Genomic DNA, 17,918 nt, shown 5'->3' with positions numbered 1-17,918 from the left:
CTCTCAATCCGACCAGAGATTGAGGTATTAAATGTGCTCCATGCCTAAGAGACATGGAGCGTCTTTTTTGAGAACTACTTTTACTCGCCCTTAAATACCTATTAATTGATGCTCGGCGTTTGTGAGCAGTAATTGAAAGGCAAAAACAGAAATCATCAGAATGATGCGTACCTATAAGGGAAAAGTCTTTATCTAACCCGCATTTCGCGCGCCCATTTGAGCACGCGCTTTAATTTTTGGCAGGAATTTGCCCTGCGCATATCAAAGTTTAAGGGAACACCAACCATGAGGTGATTCCTTTGACCCTATCACCAGAAGATCTAGCCGATATTCAACCCGTTCGTATCGGATCAACACCTGTGATCCGCCAACTGATTGATAAAATGGGACTGATTGAGGCCATCGATAAGCTTTCACCCGTCAAAGAGAAAGACTGCAACGTTTCCGTAAGAACAAGATTGGCTGCTATGATCATCAATCAGTTATCCGATCGTAAAGCCCGGCCGAGGGCATCGTCATTGAAATCGCTCGCTTTCGTTCCGGCCCCAAAGAGCAACTCGACATCCTGCTCTTGATAAAATTCTTGGACGCTATAAAGGGTATTTATAATATTTTATGCTGGAAAAACGGGTGGTTGTCCAACTCCAATATAAAGGACCAACAGTATGGACAAGCATATCCTATTTTTTACATTTAGTAAATAAATTTCATCCATTACTTTCAAAAACTTACAAGAACAAGTGACGTGACAAGGCTTCGTGTCAAGATTCCTATACGAATCTAGTGAAATTTGACTTTCAATTATAATTTGTTACTATGGTATTCATATATATTGTTTAATATATATTTAATGTTCTAAACAAAGGAGGGGAGTTGAGAAAGGAGATTTATTTTTATTCTCACATCAACAGGTTATTAGTATTAAGGAGGGAGTGTAATTTATTTTATGAGTAAAATAGTAAAAAATCCTTTGAAATTACCAGTTAGTTTAATGGCAATTCTATTTGGCTTAACATTGCTGACATTTCCCCATAATGCTGCGGCAATTAGTCCGGGAAATGGTCCGCCAGTAAACAGTCCGGGAAACGGCCCGCCGAGCAATCCTGGGAATGGCCCTCCAAGTAATCCAGGGAATGGGCCACCAGAAAACGTTCCAGGGATTCCTGGGGAAGACCCAGAACTTGTTTTCCCCGTTATAAGTGACACTCAAATTGGAAGAGAGACAATAAGCAAATACAATGACTTGGAAAAGTTTGAGGAATCGCTAAACCAATTAGATAAGTTAGTCCCAAATCAGGATGCCCTTGTTTTTTTAGGTGATTTGACGGAACATGGTTCCGCTGATCAATACAATTATGCGATGGACATTTATGATGAAAATAAACAGGATGGAATAGAATCGCTCTTTGCTATTGGAAACCATGAGTATGATAATGATCTAAGTCCAGAGGAGTCACAGGAGCGATTTCTTGCCAAAACAGGAATGGATTCACTTTATTACCATGAAGTGATTAATGATTATGATTTTGTGGTATTGGGAGAAGAGGATTACGGTTATTACTCAAAGGAGCAAATAAAATGGCTGGATGAGCGGTTGAGTAAAGCGGAAGAAAGAGATTCAGAGAAACCAATTTTTGTGTTTAGTCATTGGCCGCTTGAAAACACAACTTATGGCAGTGAATGGAACCTTAGTCCAAACGGAGACTTATTGTACGAAACATTGGAAAAATACCCGCAAGTGATTTTTTTCGCAGGACATACCCACTATCCTATTAGTGACCCTAGGTCAATCCATCAGAAAGATTTTACATCCGTAAATACAGGCAGTGTCAATTATATGTGGACGGAAGATGGCTACTTGCAAGGAGAGCTCCCTCCCGGACATGAAGAGATCAGTAATGGTTTAGTTGTGGAAGCGTACGATGATGAGGTGGTTATAAAACGACGCGGTTTCCATGGCGATGACTGGGTTGGAGACCCATGGGTAATCGAAACACCAGTTGAATCAACAGATGACTTCAACTATACATCAGATCGTGACAATGAAAACCCTTATTTCGAAAAGGGGTCGGCGGCAACGATTAATGAAGATAAAACAACATCAAGCGAATTGTTTGTAGAATTCGACCAGGCTTCAGATAATTTACTTGTCCATTCCTATCAAGTGACAGCAACAGACAAGAGGTCTGATGAAACTGTAACAGAATATAAGGCTTTCTCAGAGTATTATAAGAAGACAGTTCCAGAAAAACTTGAGTTCCCAATTGAAGAGCTGGAGCCGGATACTGAATATGAAATAAATATCACAGCGATTGATGCATTTGGAAATACCAGCGACGAATCGCTAACTACTGTCGCTAAAACAAGTGAGGGGGATTAACCCCAAGTAGTTCTCATACGTGGAGAAATGTATTTAAATCTTTATTACCGGGTTAATTAACAATCCGATTGATACATTTTATACTATTACTTTGTGCAGGTGCGTTGATTTACTATAAATTTCCACAAATACGTAAGTGTCATATATTTTCGATCACGTAGAAATTGGGTTAAGTGATCGGCGACTTCCAAAGGTAATATCCCTTGGATCAATTCTCGCGCAAATTGAACGAATGAGCGTCCATCGAAATCACGGATGGTGGCATAAACTCGATCTCGGACCGTCGTGTCAGTTGGTGGGGCAAAGGAATCGGCAACGGCCACATCATGCGTCAACCCTTTGGAGGCCTCCACTTGAATCGGAAGCAGCGTGTCCACGCGGAAAAATGTATGCATTTTAACACCGGAACGTTTCCCGTGATAGGGGGGAGCTGGTTTTCTCCTACGGTCATCGTCGTTGAATCAAGCGCTGCTACCGAAACCGGTAAATCCAGGGAACGGCGGGTCTCCTGATTGAAACGGGAACCTAAAAGCTCCAATATCTCTTTAACGGCTTTAAAGGGAATGACGCGAGCTTTTTTCGCTAACGTCGTGTGATCAACGGTTTTGAGGTTTGGGGCACATTTGAGTTTGTTCACACTTTCACGGTAGTTTTGCCATTCTTCGCTTGAGGCCAGTAGCCAAAAGAAAATATGATCTGTACCTTTCCATTTTCGCGCGACCTCTTGGTAATCGTGAGAACAAAGAATATCTTTGATTTCCTCAATGGATACGAAGGATTTAAATACGTCTAAAAGTGTGTTAGATTGTCCCATGAAGGCATCGCTCCTTTGGTAGGGTTTACCTTTATGGTATTAGCGGTGCCTTCAATTTTTTAAGAATTTTGATTGGATAATATTGGATAATCAATTGCCTGCTTTGTGAAATCCCTTGCAATCAAACTGGGTAGCGTAGTCATTATTGACTACGCCACCTATTGATCCACACGCGGAGCTGCGCAGGTGACTCCTCCCCTTCCTCCCCCCCATTTATTCTTTTAAGAGATAATTTCCGTTAGACAGATGTTAGGCTAACAAGATTTATTTGATGGAATCATTATCGAGTGCGATGTAGATCATTGTACTTTTGGAATTTTCACAAGGGTGAGCATTCGTGCCCCTTCCAGTTCGACTTATTTCCATCTTTTGTTTTTCAACCTAAATTAGGGAATTTTCACAATGGTTTATCCAACTGATAGTAGTAGATAGATAATTGAGATATACGAGGGGGGGATGACAAGGTATACATGAAAAATCAGAGAGGGGATCCCCCCTTTGGGAATGAACAGGACCTTTTGAAATTTATAATAACTAAATCGTGTACTGTTAAGATTTATATCCTCTCTCCTCTTCACCTAACAACATCCTGAATAATTCCCCGGATTCAGTCTTAGCAACGAGCCGTTCCAGAAAATCATAATAGGGTAAAGATCCTGTAATTTTTTCAAGTTTTCGTTTGGCATCTTCTCTGACATCTTCGGGTGTATCCGGATCAGCAATCAATGCTTCATATCGCGGTTGCGCTTGATGGATACCCTCTATGTTCACACTTACTTCCCTTTGCCAACGACGCGAAAAAACGCTGGTAAAAAATTTAAAGTAATCCTGTTCTGCCTGGTACAAATCTTTACGTTCTCCTTTTCTAAAAACACGATGAATGAGCTTATCATCCATCAACCTACGTACGCCCAGACTCATACTCCCTTTGCTCATTCCCAATTCATGCCGCAAATCATCAAGCGTCATCGGCTCGCCATGCAAATACAATACAGCATAAATTCGCCCAACGGAACGCGTGTAGCCATAAATATCCATGGTATCGGCAATACTATCCTCGATGGAACGATTGCCCTTTTGCAACTCGGCCTCTTTTTCCTTACGTATCTCATCCATTACGATCACCTCGTTAAAGTCAACGGCGGAAATTCGAATCATTTAAAATTTATTTAACCAAAATTATACCGTTCATCACGGAAAAATTCAAACGACGACGAAACCTTTGTCGAATGATCCCGTTGACATCCTCCAGTAATATGTTATAGTCAACATGTATTTAATTTGTATTAAACATTCATTACATTTTTAACTTAGGAGGCTTATCGTGCATTTATTTAAAAAAGGCAAGTGTTTTCTGCCACTTTCACTGAGCGCATTGGTCCTTGCTGCATGTGGAGATGATTCAGGAGCAGCCGGCGACGAGTCAAACGAATCCAATGGTGAAAATGGAGAAATTGAACTCACATACGTTGCCTGGGAATCCGAAGTGGCTTCAAACAATGTTATTGGTCTTGTTTTGGAAGAAGCAGGATACGATGTAAACTTAAATCAGGTCGAGCAAGCCGTAATGTGGCAAAGTGTTGCACAAGGGGATGCGGATGGTCATGTTGCCGGTTGGTTGCCTTCGGATATGGCGACTGACTATGAACGATATGGAGACGAAGTGGTCGATCTAGGCCCTAATTTGGAAGGAAACCGTACTGGACTGGCCGTTCCGGATTATATGGATGTGACCAGTATTGAAGACATCCATTCCGACAATTTTGATGAAATCGTCGGAATCGATGCTGGTGCCGGAGTCGTGGATTCAACTGAGCAAGCTATAGAAACGTATGATAACATCGACATTCCTCTACAAACATCGAGTGATGCTGCCATGACCGCCGAATTAGGGCAAGCGATTGAAGATGAAGAACCTGTGGTTGTAACAGCCTGGGAACCCCACTGGAAATTTAATACGTATGACATTCGTTTCCTCGAAGACCCGGAAGGTATTTATGAAGAAGAGGAAGAAATCCGGACGGTGGTCCGCGAAGGCCTGGAAGAAGATGAACCTGAAGCTTATCAGATTCTCGACAACTTCTATTGGGAAGCCGATGATATGAACGAGGTCATGCTTGACATCTCAGAAAATGAAATGGAGCCGGAAGAAGCAGCCCAAAATTGGATTGATAATAATCGAGACATGGTTGATGAGTGGTTGGATATTGAAGAAACAGACGAAGATAGCGATAGCGAATAATCGTAAAGACTGGCAACCGCTCGCGTCTATGAGCGGTTGCCGTTTTTTTCCATGTTTCATACTCCCGTTTTTAGGATAAATACCATTTGGAGGATGATAACATGAAAATACTACTCATCGGCGCGACCGGAACCATCGGCAGCAATGTATATGATCGTCTGCAGCAAAATCATGAGATTATTCGCGCGGGCAGAAATGGAGCGGATGTGCAAGTCGACATTACGGATGAAACTAGCATCCGCCACATGTATGAACACACCGGCAACGTCGATGCCGTCATTAATGCTTCGGGAAGCGCCGGTTTTGCACAGCTCACGGAAATGACTCCCGACAAAAATGAAACGGCAGTCAACAGCAAATTAAAAGGCCAAATAAACCTTGTTCTGCTCGGCCTGCCCTATGTGACTGATGGCGGCAGTTTCACGCTTACTTCCGGGGTTATGATGGATGACCCCATTCCGCAAGGTGCTTCGGCAGCCATGGCCAATGGCGGCATCCGTTCGTTTGTCACTTCTGCCGCGATTGAAATGCCCCGAGGCATTCGCATCAATAATGTGAGCCCTAGCCTCCTGGAGGAGTCTTCCGAAAGGATTGGACATCTATTTGCCGGCTTTCAACCTGTTCCCGGGGACAGAGTGGCTATGGCCTATCAGAAAAGTGTCGAGGGATCACAAACCGGACAAATTTACAAAGTTTATTGAGGCGCCTCATCTTTTTAGGCGCTTCTTTTAACTAAGGGAGGTAGCTGCATGGCCATTGCTTTAAAACGTATTTACGCAGAAGCGCAGAACGCGGACGGATACAGAATTCTCGTCGATCGCGTATGGCCGCGCGGCGTCGCCAAAAAGAATGCTCACATTGACGAATGGGCGAAGGATGTAAGGCCGACGAAAGAACTGCGACAATGGTTCGGGGACGCTCCCGGCAAGTTTCAAACGTTCAGGGAAGCGTACATTAACGAACTCCGGCAAAATGAAGACTCATCGAGACGCACCGGAATGTTACGCTTGTTTACGCGGCTAAAGATGAGACATATAATCATGCGCAAGTGCTAAAAGAAACGTTGGTCCGGCAGTAGGACAGTATAAACTTGAAACGCGAACAACAGGATTCGGGCGAAAAAAGTATTCCAACCGTGACCGTTGGAACGTGAATGAAGGTGGGATGACTAAAAAAGTAATCCAACCCCGTCCGTTGGAGCGTGAATCACCATACACGGACGGAAAAAGTGTTCCAAAAGCCTAGCACAATCAATTCTTCCGCCTAAACATAAGCGTCGCCAGGAGAATCAACAAAGCCGTGAACCCGAGCAAAAAGAACACCTCTCCCGTCATCGTCACAGGTTGCCCGAAAAACGTAAGGTTCAGGCCCATTTCTTCCTGCACCGTGGCACTTAAGTTGTCCACGTCGATCATAATATTTTTCATAAGATCCACGCCGTACGTCACCGGGTTCAATGTCACAATAAAATCCACCCATCCCGGCATATTACTCAACGGGAACAAGGCGCCGGACAAAAAGATCATCGGCATCACCAAAATGTTGACGACGAGCTGAAAGCCCTGCATGGAATTCAATAAACTGGCGACGAGCAGACCAAGGGAAGAAAACGCGCAGGCGATCATAAACATAACCGGGAGCAACTGCAAAAGCGTAACCAGATCGATACTTATCCCCAGGAAAGGCATAAGCACAAACATCATCACCCCTTGCACGAAGGCAACTGAAGCCGATCCCAGCATTTTTCCAAGCGCGATGTTCACCCGGGATACCGGTGAAACCAAAATCTCACGCATATACCCGAAATCACGGTCCTGAATAACCGATAATGAAGAAAAAACGGACGTCATTAACAAGGTCATGGACACAATACCGGGAAAAATAAATTCCACATAATTGAAATCTTCATCCGTCCCTATCCCCGAGGCTACTAACGATTCCATGGCGCCGCCCATACCAACGCCAAAAACGACCAAAAATAAAATCGGCATCGAAAAGGAGCCGATCATACGAGCGCGGTCTCTAAAAAACTTAATCATGTCGCGCTGCCAAATGGCAATAATTCCTTCCACGTGTCATTCCCTCCTACTCAATCTCTGATTTCCCGCCCCGTGAAGGAGAGAAAAACATCGTTCAATGTCGGTTTGCGGATATCCAATCCTGTGAGAGGCGTTTGTAGTGTTTTAATAAAGGATGAAACAAACGCGTCACTGTTTTCAACTTTACAATTGATAAAACCGTCTTGTAATGACAGATCGACAACGTCAAAGTCCGATTCTATTTCTTTCATCGCGGCTTCATTGTCTGTCGTTTTGATTTCCACAATGTCACCACCGAGCTGCTGCTTGAGATTTCTCGGCGTGTCAATCGCGATGATATCTCCGTGATCCATAATGGCTATGCGATCGCTAATCTCGGCTTCATCCAGGTAATGGGTCGTTAAAAACATCGTGATATTTTCATTTTCTTTCAGCTTTAGTATATATTCCCATACATGGGCGCGGGTTTGCGGATCAAGGCCAACGGTCGGCTCGTCCAGAAAGAGCACTTTCGGATAATGGAGCAACCCGCGGGCGATTTCCAGCCGTCGTTGCATGCCTCCGGAGAATTTTTCCACCAATAGATTGATGCTATCGGTGAGATCAACGATTTCAAGCACCTCATTGATGCGCGCCTTTCGCTTTGAGCGGGGCACGCCATAGAACTTGCAATGCAGCTTTAAGTTTTCCTTGGCGGTTAATTTCTCGTCCAGTGTGTTCTGCTGAAAAATAATACCGATACTTTCCCTGACGCGGTTTTGGTGTTTCGTGACATCGTAGCCATTGATGGTAACCGAACCACTCGTCGGCTGCAGCATCGTGGATAAAATGTTAATCGTCGTGCTTTTTCCCGCCCCATTGGGTCCGAGGAAGCCGAATATTTCACCTTCCTCAACATGAAAATTGCTGTTATTCACCGCTTGAAAATCTTTGTAGGACTTTTGTAAACCTTGAACATCGATCAACCTTGACACCTCATTTCCAACACTAATGCTATTGTATTATAAGCGCCCAGCATGTCAATGGAGGTGCTTTTTTCGAAACCAGTCGGCCCCTTTGTCCATATGCAAAAACGGCAAATCCGTATCCACTGTTCCTGCGAGGTGTTTGTCATCTATGTCCTGGCCTGACAGCCAGTCGGCAAAATCAAATTCTACCGGTTCCCGGTCGCCGCCCAAGGCAATCCAGGCTTTCATTTCCTTTGGAAAATAAGCCGATGTATGAATCGTCCCCGCCCAGCTTTTATAGCGGTCCGAAAATATCTCTTCATCTGTATCATTCAACAGCCGGAACGCGTCATCCGCGTCCAAAGTCGAATTTTCTTCCATGAGTGCCAGACGACGTTTGGAATCGTCCAGACGGAAGCGATTTTCGTTGGTCTGAATATCGAAATGATTCGTACACGCGCTGGCTATCCGACTATTGACGCCGCGTGGCGAGGCTTCAATGACAACCATCTCCCCCTTCGTATCAAAAACGAGGTAACTAAACGAATGGCGATGAGGGATTTCCCGCGCCATCTCTACCGCTTCTGTTACGTTCGCGCATGATTCTAAAAGCAAGCGGCCAATCATACTGCAAATAAACCCATCATCCGGCTTTTTTCGATTGGTGAGGTTGTAACCCATCACCAGACCTTTTTCATTCATGCCATCCATCCGCCCCGTGATTCGCTGGCTGGGCCCGGCAATGGCATAGCCGGTGTCCGTGGGCTGGTACAAAATGTACCGCCCATCATAGGTTTTGGGATGATAATCATAATTGCGGATAAAATAATCCTCGCCCACAAGAATCGAACAGCCGGAGGGAGCGATATTTAATCGATATCCGCCATATTCCTGTAGCACCCGCTCCATCGGCCACTCCAATGCATCCTGCAGGCCGATGAGTTCTTCCCAGACGCCGGGAGCGAATGAAGTAATCTGTTGTTTCACTTCGTCAGCGTCAATCGTAAAACGCGGCTTCCTCACCTTCCATTGGTTTTGGCGATTTTTTACTGAGAGCGACTCTTTGAGCTTCTCCCCCTGCATATAGCCAAAATCATAATGAGAGCCGCGAAATTGAATAATATCACTGTAAATGTGCTTCATAGTAGCGCCTTTCTTTTAAGATTCTTCCATCCAAGGATACACGCAAAACAGGACAGCTACAACTCATATGCAGCTGTCCTTCTATTTTTTTTAATAGCCGCCGTCTTCAGCTGCTTCGGTGATCTGTACGTCTTCCAGTAGGAAAAGGCCGCTCGGTTGTTGCACGAAACCTTCGACACTATCGGCAACACCCACGACATAATCGGTATGTAGGGTATAGATTGTCGGCGCTTCATCGACGATGATTTGTTCCACCTCTTCATACAATTGCAGACGTTCCTCTTCGTCAGTTTCCTGAGGCTGCAAGGCGAAATCAACATTAGTGAATATTTATTTCAATCTTTCATACGCCAGCTCACGGATAATCGCAGCGTGCTGTGGATAATCCGCGAGCAATTCAGCTTGTGTAAAAAGTTCAAAGTCAGCATATACAAATCCGGGAGATACCAAGCAGCTGACAAGCGCGTAATGAGATTGAACACTTGAACCGAAAATGGAACCGGCAGGAACGACGGCACTCAGTTGTTGACCTTCTTCCAGGTTGGGACCAATCTTGATTTGCTCATATGTTCCGTCCGGATGAATGACATGGACAGAAAGCGGTTCTCCCGCGTGATAATACCAAATTTCGTCACTTCTTAAACGATGGAAATGAGATGGATTTGACGGTTCAAGTAGAAAATAAATACTGGAATAGGTTCTGCGTCGACGACCGTCGGTTGTTTCCATCTCGCGGTTCGAAGCAAAAGTCTCGACAAAATAACCCCCTTCGGGATGGGCTTTCATCTGCAGACGATCAATCCAATAGGATGCTGGTTTCAATTTAGGTGCCTCCATCCTCCGTTCCGTATGATAAAATAAATATTTAGCAAAAGCTGAAAGGACGCCCATGTATGAGTAATCAACAAGATTTTACCCAGGGAAATATACTCAAACCGCTGATCGTGTTCTCCGGGCCGATCATGCTCACGAATCTTTTGCAAACGTCCTTTCAGTTTGCCGACAGTTTATGGGTCGGGAATTTGCTTGGCGAAACTGCGTTAGGGGCGGTAGCTGTTTCCAGTACGATCATTTTTACGATGCTCTCTTTTGTGATCGGTTTAAACAATGCATCGTTGACGATTCTTTCCCAGCAAAAAGGACAGGAAAATGAGGAAGGGGTTACCCGTTATCTTAATGCCTTTGTCGTTGTGCTCACTATTTTATCATTATCGCTAGGGATTACGGGGTCTTTTTTTGCTGAAGAGCTTTTGCAGTTGCTTGGCACACCGGAAGGGATGCTGGCTCCCGCGACCGCTTATTTGCAGATTAATTTTCTCGGGATGATCTTTCTTTTCGGTTACAACTTTATCGCAACGACTTTGCGCGCCATGGGCGACAGCAAAACGCCGATACGGTTCGTCATTATCGCGGTCTTGCTAAATATTGTGCTTGACCCACTCCTTATTGCCGGCTTGAATATGGGCATCGAAGGCGCGGCTTATGCAACGATCCTTTCGCAAGGGAGCGCGTTTCTTTATGGGTTATTTTTCGTGTTGCGACGAGGTCTTGCACCTTTTACCATCCCTTCGTTGCCCAGGAAAACAGAAGTCGGTTTAATTTTGAACCTCGGCATCCCCTCGGGTTTGCAGATGGCCGTCATCTCCGCCGGTGTAGCGGCGATCATGAGCGTAGTCACCACATTTGGCGAAGATGTCGTCGCCGGTTTCAGTGCTGCGCAAAGGCTGGACAGCTTGATCATGCTTCCGGCCATGGCGCTCGGGACAGCGGTGAACAGCATGGCCGGGCAAAATATCGGCGTCGGGAATTGGCCGCGGGTGACTACCATTACGAACTATGCAGTGCTGTACAATTTTGCCATCATGATCGGGATCGGCGTGATTATCGTCATCTTCGCCGAGTACGGCATCCAAATGTTTATCCGTGACGAAGAAGCTGTAGCGTTCGGTACGAGATATTTGCAAATCGTCGCGCTCTGTTATCCGTTTCTCGGTATTAATTTTGTTTTGAACGGGATCGTTCGTGCCTCCGGGGCCATGTACCAAGTGCTCGTGCTTAATATCATCTCATTCTGGGTTTTGCGCTATCCGTTGACGAATTTATTTTCCGGTTTGTTCGGCGAAATAGGTGTCGCGTTAGGCATGGGCGCCAGCTTTATGCTCGGCAGCTTGGCCGCGTACCTGTATTATCGATTCGGGAAATGGCGCGAGAAGGAGTTGTTTCGGGAGGGATAATTGGAGATCGCTGATATATTTGAAAGTTCGCTGATATTTCACCGAGATCGCCGATAAAACTTGCCCTCCCTGCTCCTAGTGAGCAAGAGAGGGCTTCACTTCATACTGTCAACAACTCTTTCACGTCTTCCGGCTGTAAACTGGTCAGTTGTTGTTCGCCTGGCTGGATAACCTCTTCCACCAGGGCTTTTTTTCGTTCCTGCATTTCCAGCATCTTTTCTTCGATCGTTCCGGACGTAATCAGCTTGATGACTTGCACGTTGTTCTCCTGGCCAAATCGGTGGACACGGTCCGCCGCCTGCTGTTCCACCGCCGGATTCCACCACGTGTCAAAAAGAATAACGGTGTCGCCGCCCGTCAAATTCAAGCCCGTGCCCCCGGCCTTCATCGAAACGAGAAAAAGCGAATGTTCCCCTTCATTAAAACGCTCAGTGAGCGCCAAACGATCTTTGGTCGGCGTTGAGCCGTCCAGGTAATGATACAGCCAACCCCGCTCGTCGAAGGCCGTGCGGATCATCGCCAACATCGAGGTGAATTGTGAAAAAATCACCATTCGCCGCCCTGATGCAAGCCCTTCATCTACGTACTCCAGCAGCCGATCGAACTTGCCGGACTTATACGTTTCTTCCGGCAGCACCAGCTGGGGATGACAACAAATTTGCCGCAATTTCGTTAAGCCAGCGAGAATCTGCATGCGCTGTTCCTGGAATTGATCACCCTCGATCGCCGAGTCCACATCTTTGGCCAATCGATTAACCTGTGCCAGATAAAGCTTTTTCTGATCATCAGTGAGATTCGTATATTGAACTTGCTCGTCTTTTTCCGGTAACTCTGTAAGGACATCCTTTTTCATACGCCGTAAAATAAACGGACGCACACGTTGGGCAATCGTCTCATTCCCCAGCGCTTTAAACTTTTTCTTCGACCCCAGGATGCCTGGGATCAAGGTATTAAAAATAGAATAGAGTTCTTCGAGACGATTCTCAATCGGCGTTCCGGTTAAGGCGAAAGCGCTGGCGGCTTGCAAGGAACGCACGGATTGCGCGGTTTTCGAAGCTTCATTTTTAATCGCCTGGGCCTCGTCGAGGATGAGGACATCAAAAAGCTCAGACTGATACTGGTCCGCCTCCCGTTGAATGAGCGGATAAGACGTAATCAGCACTTGCGCTTCCGAACTTTGCTCGAGCTTCTTTTGCCTTTCCGCTTTCGTGCCGGCAATCACCGTCACAGCCATGTCAGGCGCAAAACGATGAAATTCTTTTTCCCAATTATAACTCAAACTCGCCGGTGTGATGATGATGGCACGCATGCTCGCCTTTTCATCCGCCAACGCTTGCAGGTACGTGATCGTCTGCAGTGTTTTCCCAAGCCCCATATCATCCGCCAATATGCCGCCGAGTCCGAATTGGGACAAGGTTTTCAGCCAACGAAAACCGGTTAATTGATATTCCCGAAGCGAAGCGTCGATGGCTTCCGGAGGCTCTGCCTCGATAAAATCGGGTTTTTGGACATCATTCATTAATTGCCGCAGGGAAGAGGACAATTTAAACGACTGCGCCTTTTCATCCTCCAGGGAAAGTGCCTTATAAAGGGGGACTTTCATATCCTCTTGCAGCTTCCCTTTTTCAGGGGCAAAATGATCGACGGCGTTTTTTACGTTCCCAAATTCCTCTCCCTGAAGATGAAGAAAGGCCCCGTTTGGAAGACGATAATAGGTCTGATTCTGTTTCAGTGCCTCGAGCACATGTCCGACCTCTTCGTCCGGAATGCCTTCCAAGGAAAAAGAAACATCGAGCCAGTTCGTTTCCTCATCTGCCGCCAGCGAGACGCTCGGCTGCTTGTCGAGAGGCGCGATCATTTGCCTTACTTTCGATGTGGTATATATATCCAGATATTCTTGCAGCACAGGAAGTTCTTCAAAAAGAAATGCCACCATTTCCTCTTCGTCTTCGAGAATAAGCTTTCCGTCTGCCCGTGAAAAAGGGATTCTATCAAGCAAGGAAATAATCATCGCCTCTGTTTCCACATCGCGAACGAGGATGGCTTCTAATTCTTCCGTCCGTTCTTCATACGGGTCGATCTCTATATCCCCATACTGAAAACTCACGAGTGTAGTGAGGACATCTTCCCTATAGTCTATCTTCATTTTAGCCTTTAACGGATGGTGCCGGATCACATTTGTCAAATTTTCATCCATTTCAACCGTCGCGATATCTTTCAATTTCGGCAGCACATAAGAACAAAAAGATTCCATATCCGCGAGGGAAAACGTCGTCAACACACCCCACGTCTCCGAAGTGTTCACAAGCTTATCAAGAATCGTTGCCTGTTCCTGATTCAAACGGTAAATGGTTTGCCCACTTCTAAGTAGCTGATGATCAAGGGAGAAAAAAAGATGATCCTCACCCTTTAAGTGCAATTCCACTGCATCATTTTCCGTATTTTTTTGCAGCAAAAATTCCAGCCGGGCTTCCGGATGAAAAGCATCGATGGCGACGGATTCAGAGCCCGACCTTGATGTTATATCCACCTTCTTGCCTTCCAATAATTCAAAAAGCTCAGGCACCATAAAGTCCGGGACATCAAATTGGCGCTCCCGACTAAGCCCGCTATATGGATATCCGGGGTCTTTGCTTTTTATTATTTTCTGTAAAAGTTGAAGCACCGCCCAATCTTCTTCACTGAGCACGTGTTTATCCGGCTCATAGCTGAACTTTTTCGTAAAATAATGGTTGCTCCCCGTATTTACTGCTTCAATAAAGCGGTTAATATTTTTTACGACATAAGGGCGTTGTACCCCGGCACGAAGACTTAGGGAAATATTGTCCACCAGTCCGGAAAATGGGTTGCTCTTTAATTGCAGCTCATAATAAATCTGCAGCGTTTCTTTTTCCATGACGGCTGCCGGCTGTTCAGGCTTGAACGTCTCCTTAAAAGCATCGATCATTTGGTGCCCTTGCTGCGTACTATATTTTTGCTCATACTCCTCGGTGGACATCAATTCATCCAGTTCCAACAAAAACGCGACGAGATGCTTGCAAATTCCCGTATAGGAATCAAATGCCGGGCACGTACAGCTCACCCTGTCCAAATCACCATTGCGCTGAAACGAAGCCTGGCACTTATAACTTCTCGTCCCATGCACCGTTGCTTCTGTCATCTTCTCATTCTGGTAAAAATACACAGGCCCTACGCGATCATTGTAATAATAGTTTTCACCGCGCGTATACGACCGAAAGTTTGTCACAGCTTGCATAATATTATCCGGATGCAAGTCATCCTGGTTTATGTTAAACATCTGACGTCCTCCATCTATTCTAATCGCCTATTATCTAGTGTCTATTGTTCTAGTTTACTATAAAATTAGGGTTGTGAATAGAAGGATGAGGAAGCAAAATGTTCATTCAATTCGTACCTATAATAATGCGAGAAGCTGAAAAACCGCACCCTGCAAATTGGCATCATTTCCGTTTTGAGTCATCTTTAGCTGCAATGGACGTTGAAAAGAAGGCATGATTTGTGCGTTCACGCTTCTCTTCAATTTATCCAATAAATAATCACCTTGTTCAGAAACACCTCCTCCAATGACGATCAATGGGGGATTAAATATGTGTACGAGTGACTTCATCCCTAAAGCAACGTCCGAGACCCATTGGTCAACCACGTATTCAGCCACCCCATTTTCATTTTTCGCTTTCGCAAATAAATCTCTTAATGAATCTTCTCCAAAATATTCTTCAACCCTTCTCTCGAGGGATTTGCTTGATGCATACATTTCATAACAACCTTTATCACCACAGGGACAATCTTTCCCACCGGGATAGAGTGTCATATGACCGAATTCCCCGGCAGAAAAAGACGCTCCAGTGTATACTTTCCCATTCATCACAATCGCGCCACCAATGCCGGTACCAAGCGTCATGCACAGAAAATGGTTAGTTTCTCTTGCCGCCCCCCACCAATACTCTCCAAGAGCGGCAGCGTTTACATCATTTTCGACAGCAACAGGCAAGCGGAGGGCTTCTTCAAGTTCTTTTTTTACATTTAAACCGGTATAATCTGGAATAGACTCTGTAGCATGTACAATGGTTCCTTCAAGATTATTTACTTGTCCGGCTGTACTGACCGCGACGCCATCCAACGCATAGTCAGCCTGCAAGTTCCTGGCGATGTCCTTCACCTGATCAATAACCTTTTTTCCACCTGCACTTGCATTTGTTACGGTTTGTGATTGATGTAAGATCTTCCCTTGTTCATCCAAAATGCCATATTTAATACTCGTGCCGCCAACATCAAAAGCTCCGAAAATCACTTGCGTTCCTCCATTCATTCAACACTGCTTAATTCAATATATCCACCAAGAAAGTTGATATTTCCGGAACAAAGATCATAAGGACCAATACGACAAAAAGCGGAAGCAAAAACGGAAGCACACCTCTGTACATCGTACCAACTGGAATATCGCCAACACGCGAGACTACAAATAACGCCATTCCCATGGGTGGTGTTAAAATGCCAATCATCAAGCATAAAATCACGAAAACCCCGAAAAAGATAGGATCGATCCCTACGCTTGTTACAACCGGAATGAGCACGGGAACAACAAGCACAAGTAATGCCAACGCTTCTATAAACGTCCCGAGGATGAGCAACAACAGAGCGATTAATAGCAGCAGAATAATTGGATTTTCAGTCGCTCCGAGGAAAAAATCAGCCACCATGATAGGTACTTGTTCCCTTGCAATAAACTGTCCAAAGAATTCTACGGCCGCGAGCATCAATACAACGACCCCGGTCATCTTCATCGAATCCACAATAACCGTATACAGTTTTTTGAAGTTAAGTTCTCGATAGACCAAAAAGCCCAGGATTAAAGCATAGGTAGAACTGACAACGGCTGCTTCCGTCGGAGTGAAATATCCGGAAAATATCCCGCCAATTATGATGACAGGCGTCAACAATGCCCAAAATGCTCTCAAAAAATCTTTGCCGATAGCTTTCAGACTAGCTCTTTCGAGCACTGGATATCCTCTTTTTTTAGCTAAAAAATAGGAAGTCGCAAATAATGATATAGCAACAAGCAAACCCGGAACAAGACCGGCAATGAACATGGAAGCAACGGATACGTTCGCAATCGCCGCGTATATGATCATATTGAGACTCGGCGGAATAATCCCACTAAGGATGGCTGAGGAGGCTGTTAACCCGCCATTAAAATCATCGTCGTAACCAGCTCTTCGCATTGTTCTAATCTCCAGCTGCCCTAAACCACCGGCATCCGCGAGAGAAGACCCTGACATCCCGGAAAACATCAAACTGGCAGTGATATTTACGTGCCCCATTCCACCGTTGATATGACCGACGAGTGACCGGGCAAATTCAAAAATACGATCGGTGATTCCGGAAGAGTTCATCAACATCCCGGTAAAAATGAAAAACGGGATGGCCAACAGGGTGAAGTTATCGATGCCGTCGATTAACTGAGCACCGGAAGCATAAACGAGATTCCAATCCCCAATGATAAAATACATGAGTCCAGCGATGATTAATGAAAAACCAACAGGCACACCTAGAAAAAGCAAAATCGCCCAAACGATAAAAATGATGGCAACATCCATTATTCTACCCCCCTCGTCTTCTCTTTACGCCATTCCTTGACCACTCGTTCTACTAAACGATAAATCATCAATAGCGTGAGAATGGGTAGCGCAATATACATATATACATACGAAATTTGCAACGTCACAATATTAAGATGCGCCTGATTCTGCACAATCGTAATACTAATAATAAAGACAAGCACGAGTGCAGCTAGAATGAGCAATTGGTTAAAGGTATACACCCATTTCTGCACCCTGGTCGGAAGCTTATTCACCAAAACATCAATGGATACGTGGCTGTCATCCTTGATACAAGCAACGATCCCCAAATAACCGACATAAATAAAAAGGAGTTTGCTTAATTCTTCAGACCACACCAAGGGTGTTCCTAACCCTTGGTGCGCTGAAACTTGCACAATCAAAACAATCAACATCACGACAAACAAGACGCTTCCAATCATTTCTTCAAAATTGTCATAGATTTTTTTTACCATTGTGACCACCTACAATTTTTCCGAT

At 45.1% G+C, this 17,918-nt stretch carries 16 protein-coding genes and 3 pseudogenes; 7 read left to right on the top strand and 12 right to left on the bottom strand.

Features of this window, described 5'->3' with window-relative positions:
• Positions 1-299: 299 nt before the first annotated feature.
• Positions 300-500 (top strand): annotated as a pseudogene (locus tag BLS58_RS18195) (DUF4277 domain-containing protein); the annotation flags it as partial.
• Here BLS58_RS18195 and BLS58_RS18425 read toward each other — a convergent pair.
• Positions 494-598, bottom strand: a pseudogene (locus BLS58_RS18425) (DUF4277 domain-containing protein); the annotation flags it as partial. The pseudogenes BLS58_RS18195 and BLS58_RS18425 sit on opposite strands and share 7 nt — an antisense overlap.
• 348 nt (positions 599-946) lie before the next feature.
• Here BLS58_RS18425 and BLS58_RS13075 point away from each other — a divergent pair.
• Positions 947-2,380 carry a metallophosphoesterase gene (locus BLS58_RS13075; RefSeq protein ID WP_245723172.1) on the top strand — a complete coding sequence of 478 codons (1,434 nt, stop codon included), beginning with the start codon at positions 947-949 and terminating at the stop codon, positions 2,378-2,380.
• Between the two features lie 331 nt (positions 2,381-2,711).
• Here the strand turns inward: BLS58_RS13075 and BLS58_RS13065 are convergent, their stop codons facing one another.
• Both BLS58_RS13065 and BLS58_RS13060 read right to left on the bottom strand, forming a co-directional pair.
• Positions 2,712-3,194 (bottom strand): hypothetical protein, encoded by a 483-nt coding sequence (locus BLS58_RS13065; protein WP_090399242.1) that lies wholly within the window; start codon positions 3,192-3,194, stop codon positions 2,712-2,714.
• A gap of 549 nt (positions 3,195-3,743) precedes the next feature.
• Positions 3,744-4,310: a GbsR/MarR family transcriptional regulator gene (locus tag BLS58_RS13060; protein WP_090399241.1), complete on the bottom strand. Its 567-nt coding sequence runs from the start codon at positions 4,308-4,310 to the stop codon at positions 3,744-3,746.
• Between the two features lie 208 nt (positions 4,311-4,518).
• Here BLS58_RS13060 and BLS58_RS13055 point away from each other — a divergent pair, with 208 nt between their 5' ends.
• From BLS58_RS13055 to BLS58_RS18275, 4 genes and pseudogenes are all read left to right on the top strand, one after another.
• Positions 4,519-5,436 carry a glycine betaine ABC transporter substrate-binding protein gene (locus BLS58_RS13055; RefSeq protein ID WP_342705730.1) on the top strand — a complete coding sequence of 306 codons (918 nt, stop codon included), beginning with the start codon at positions 4,519-4,521 and terminating at the stop codon, positions 5,434-5,436.
• 101 nt (positions 5,437-5,537) lie between these two features.
• The gene (locus BLS58_RS13050; protein WP_090399239.1) at positions 5,538-6,137 is read left to right on the top strand and encodes a short chain dehydrogenase; all 600 of its coding nucleotides are present in this window, start codon (positions 5,538-5,540) and stop codon (positions 6,135-6,137) included.
• A 48-nt stretch (positions 6,138-6,185) separates the two neighbouring features.
• Positions 6,186-6,389: pseudogene (locus BLS58_RS18280) on the top strand (DUF488 domain-containing protein); the annotation flags it as partial.
• Between the two features lie 29 nt (positions 6,390-6,418).
• Positions 6,419-6,514 (top strand): DUF488 family protein, encoded by a 96-nt coding sequence (locus BLS58_RS18275; RefSeq protein ID WP_342705734.1) that lies wholly within the window; start codon positions 6,419-6,421, stop codon positions 6,512-6,514.
• Between the two features lie 172 nt (positions 6,515-6,686).
• Here the strand turns inward: BLS58_RS18275 and BLS58_RS13040 are convergent, their stop codons facing one another.
• From BLS58_RS13040 to BLS58_RS13025, 5 genes are all read right to left on the bottom strand, one after another.
• Positions 6,687-7,508, bottom strand: a complete 822-nt coding sequence (locus tag BLS58_RS13040; RefSeq protein ID WP_090399238.1) for an ABC transporter permease — start codon at positions 7,506-7,508, stop codon at positions 6,687-6,689.
• Positions 7,509-7,525: 17 nt separating this feature from the next.
• The gene (locus tag BLS58_RS13035; RefSeq protein ID WP_090399237.1) at positions 7,526-8,440 is read right to left on the bottom strand and encodes an ATP-binding cassette domain-containing protein; all 915 of its coding nucleotides are present in this window, start codon (positions 8,438-8,440) and stop codon (positions 7,526-7,528) included.
• Positions 8,441-8,494: 54 nt separating this feature from the next.
• A complete protein-coding gene (locus BLS58_RS13030; protein ID WP_090399236.1) occupies positions 8,495-9,565 on the bottom strand; it encodes a C45 family autoproteolytic acyltransferase/hydrolase in 1,071 nt (356 codons plus the stop codon).
• A gap of 90 nt (positions 9,566-9,655) precedes the next feature.
• On the bottom strand, positions 9,656-9,871 hold the full coding sequence (locus tag BLS58_RS17270) for a hypothetical protein (protein WP_143018916.1): 216 nt from the start codon (positions 9,869-9,871) through the stop codon (positions 9,656-9,658).
• 24 nt (positions 9,872-9,895) lie between these two features.
• Positions 9,896-10,387 carry a cupin domain-containing protein gene (locus BLS58_RS13025; protein WP_245723171.1) on the bottom strand — a complete coding sequence of 164 codons (492 nt, stop codon included), beginning with the start codon at positions 10,385-10,387 and terminating at the stop codon, positions 9,896-9,898.
• Between the two features lie 71 nt (positions 10,388-10,458).
• Here BLS58_RS13025 and BLS58_RS13020 point away from each other — a divergent pair, with 71 nt between their 5' ends.
• Positions 10,459-11,799 (top strand): MATE family efflux transporter, encoded by a 1,341-nt coding sequence (locus BLS58_RS13020; protein WP_090399235.1) that lies wholly within the window; start codon positions 10,459-10,461, stop codon positions 11,797-11,799.
• A gap of 100 nt (positions 11,800-11,899) precedes the next feature.
• Here the strand turns inward: BLS58_RS13020 and BLS58_RS13015 are convergent, their stop codons facing one another.
• From BLS58_RS13015 to BLS58_RS13000, 4 genes are all read right to left on the bottom strand, one after another.
• Positions 11,900-15,097: a DEAD/DEAH box helicase gene (locus BLS58_RS13015; protein WP_090399234.1), complete on the bottom strand. Its 3,198-nt coding sequence runs from the start codon at positions 15,095-15,097 to the stop codon at positions 11,900-11,902.
• Between the two features lie 117 nt (positions 15,098-15,214).
• Complete coding sequence (locus BLS58_RS13010) at positions 15,215-16,111, bottom strand: ROK family protein (protein ID WP_176764748.1); 897 nt, start codon at positions 16,109-16,111, stop codon at positions 15,215-15,217.
• A 28-nt stretch (positions 16,112-16,139) separates the two neighbouring features.
• Positions 16,140-17,417, bottom strand: a complete 1,278-nt coding sequence (locus tag BLS58_RS13005; RefSeq protein ID WP_090399232.1) for a TRAP transporter large permease — start codon at positions 17,415-17,417, stop codon at positions 16,140-16,142.
• Positions 17,417-17,893, bottom strand: a complete 477-nt coding sequence (locus BLS58_RS13000) for a TRAP transporter small permease (protein ID WP_090399231.1) — start codon at positions 17,891-17,893, stop codon at positions 17,417-17,419. The genes BLS58_RS13005 and BLS58_RS13000 overlap by 1 nt, the downstream gene beginning before the upstream one ends.
• Between the last annotated feature and the right edge of the window lie 25 nt (positions 17,894-17,918).

It is taken from the genome of Natribacillus halophilus, assembly GCF_900100185.1.
In the GTDB taxonomy this organism is placed as follows: Bacteria; Bacillota; Bacilli; order Bacillales; family Marinococcaceae; genus Natribacillus; species Natribacillus halophilus.
This window is presented reverse-complemented; position numbering and strand designations above follow the sequence as displayed.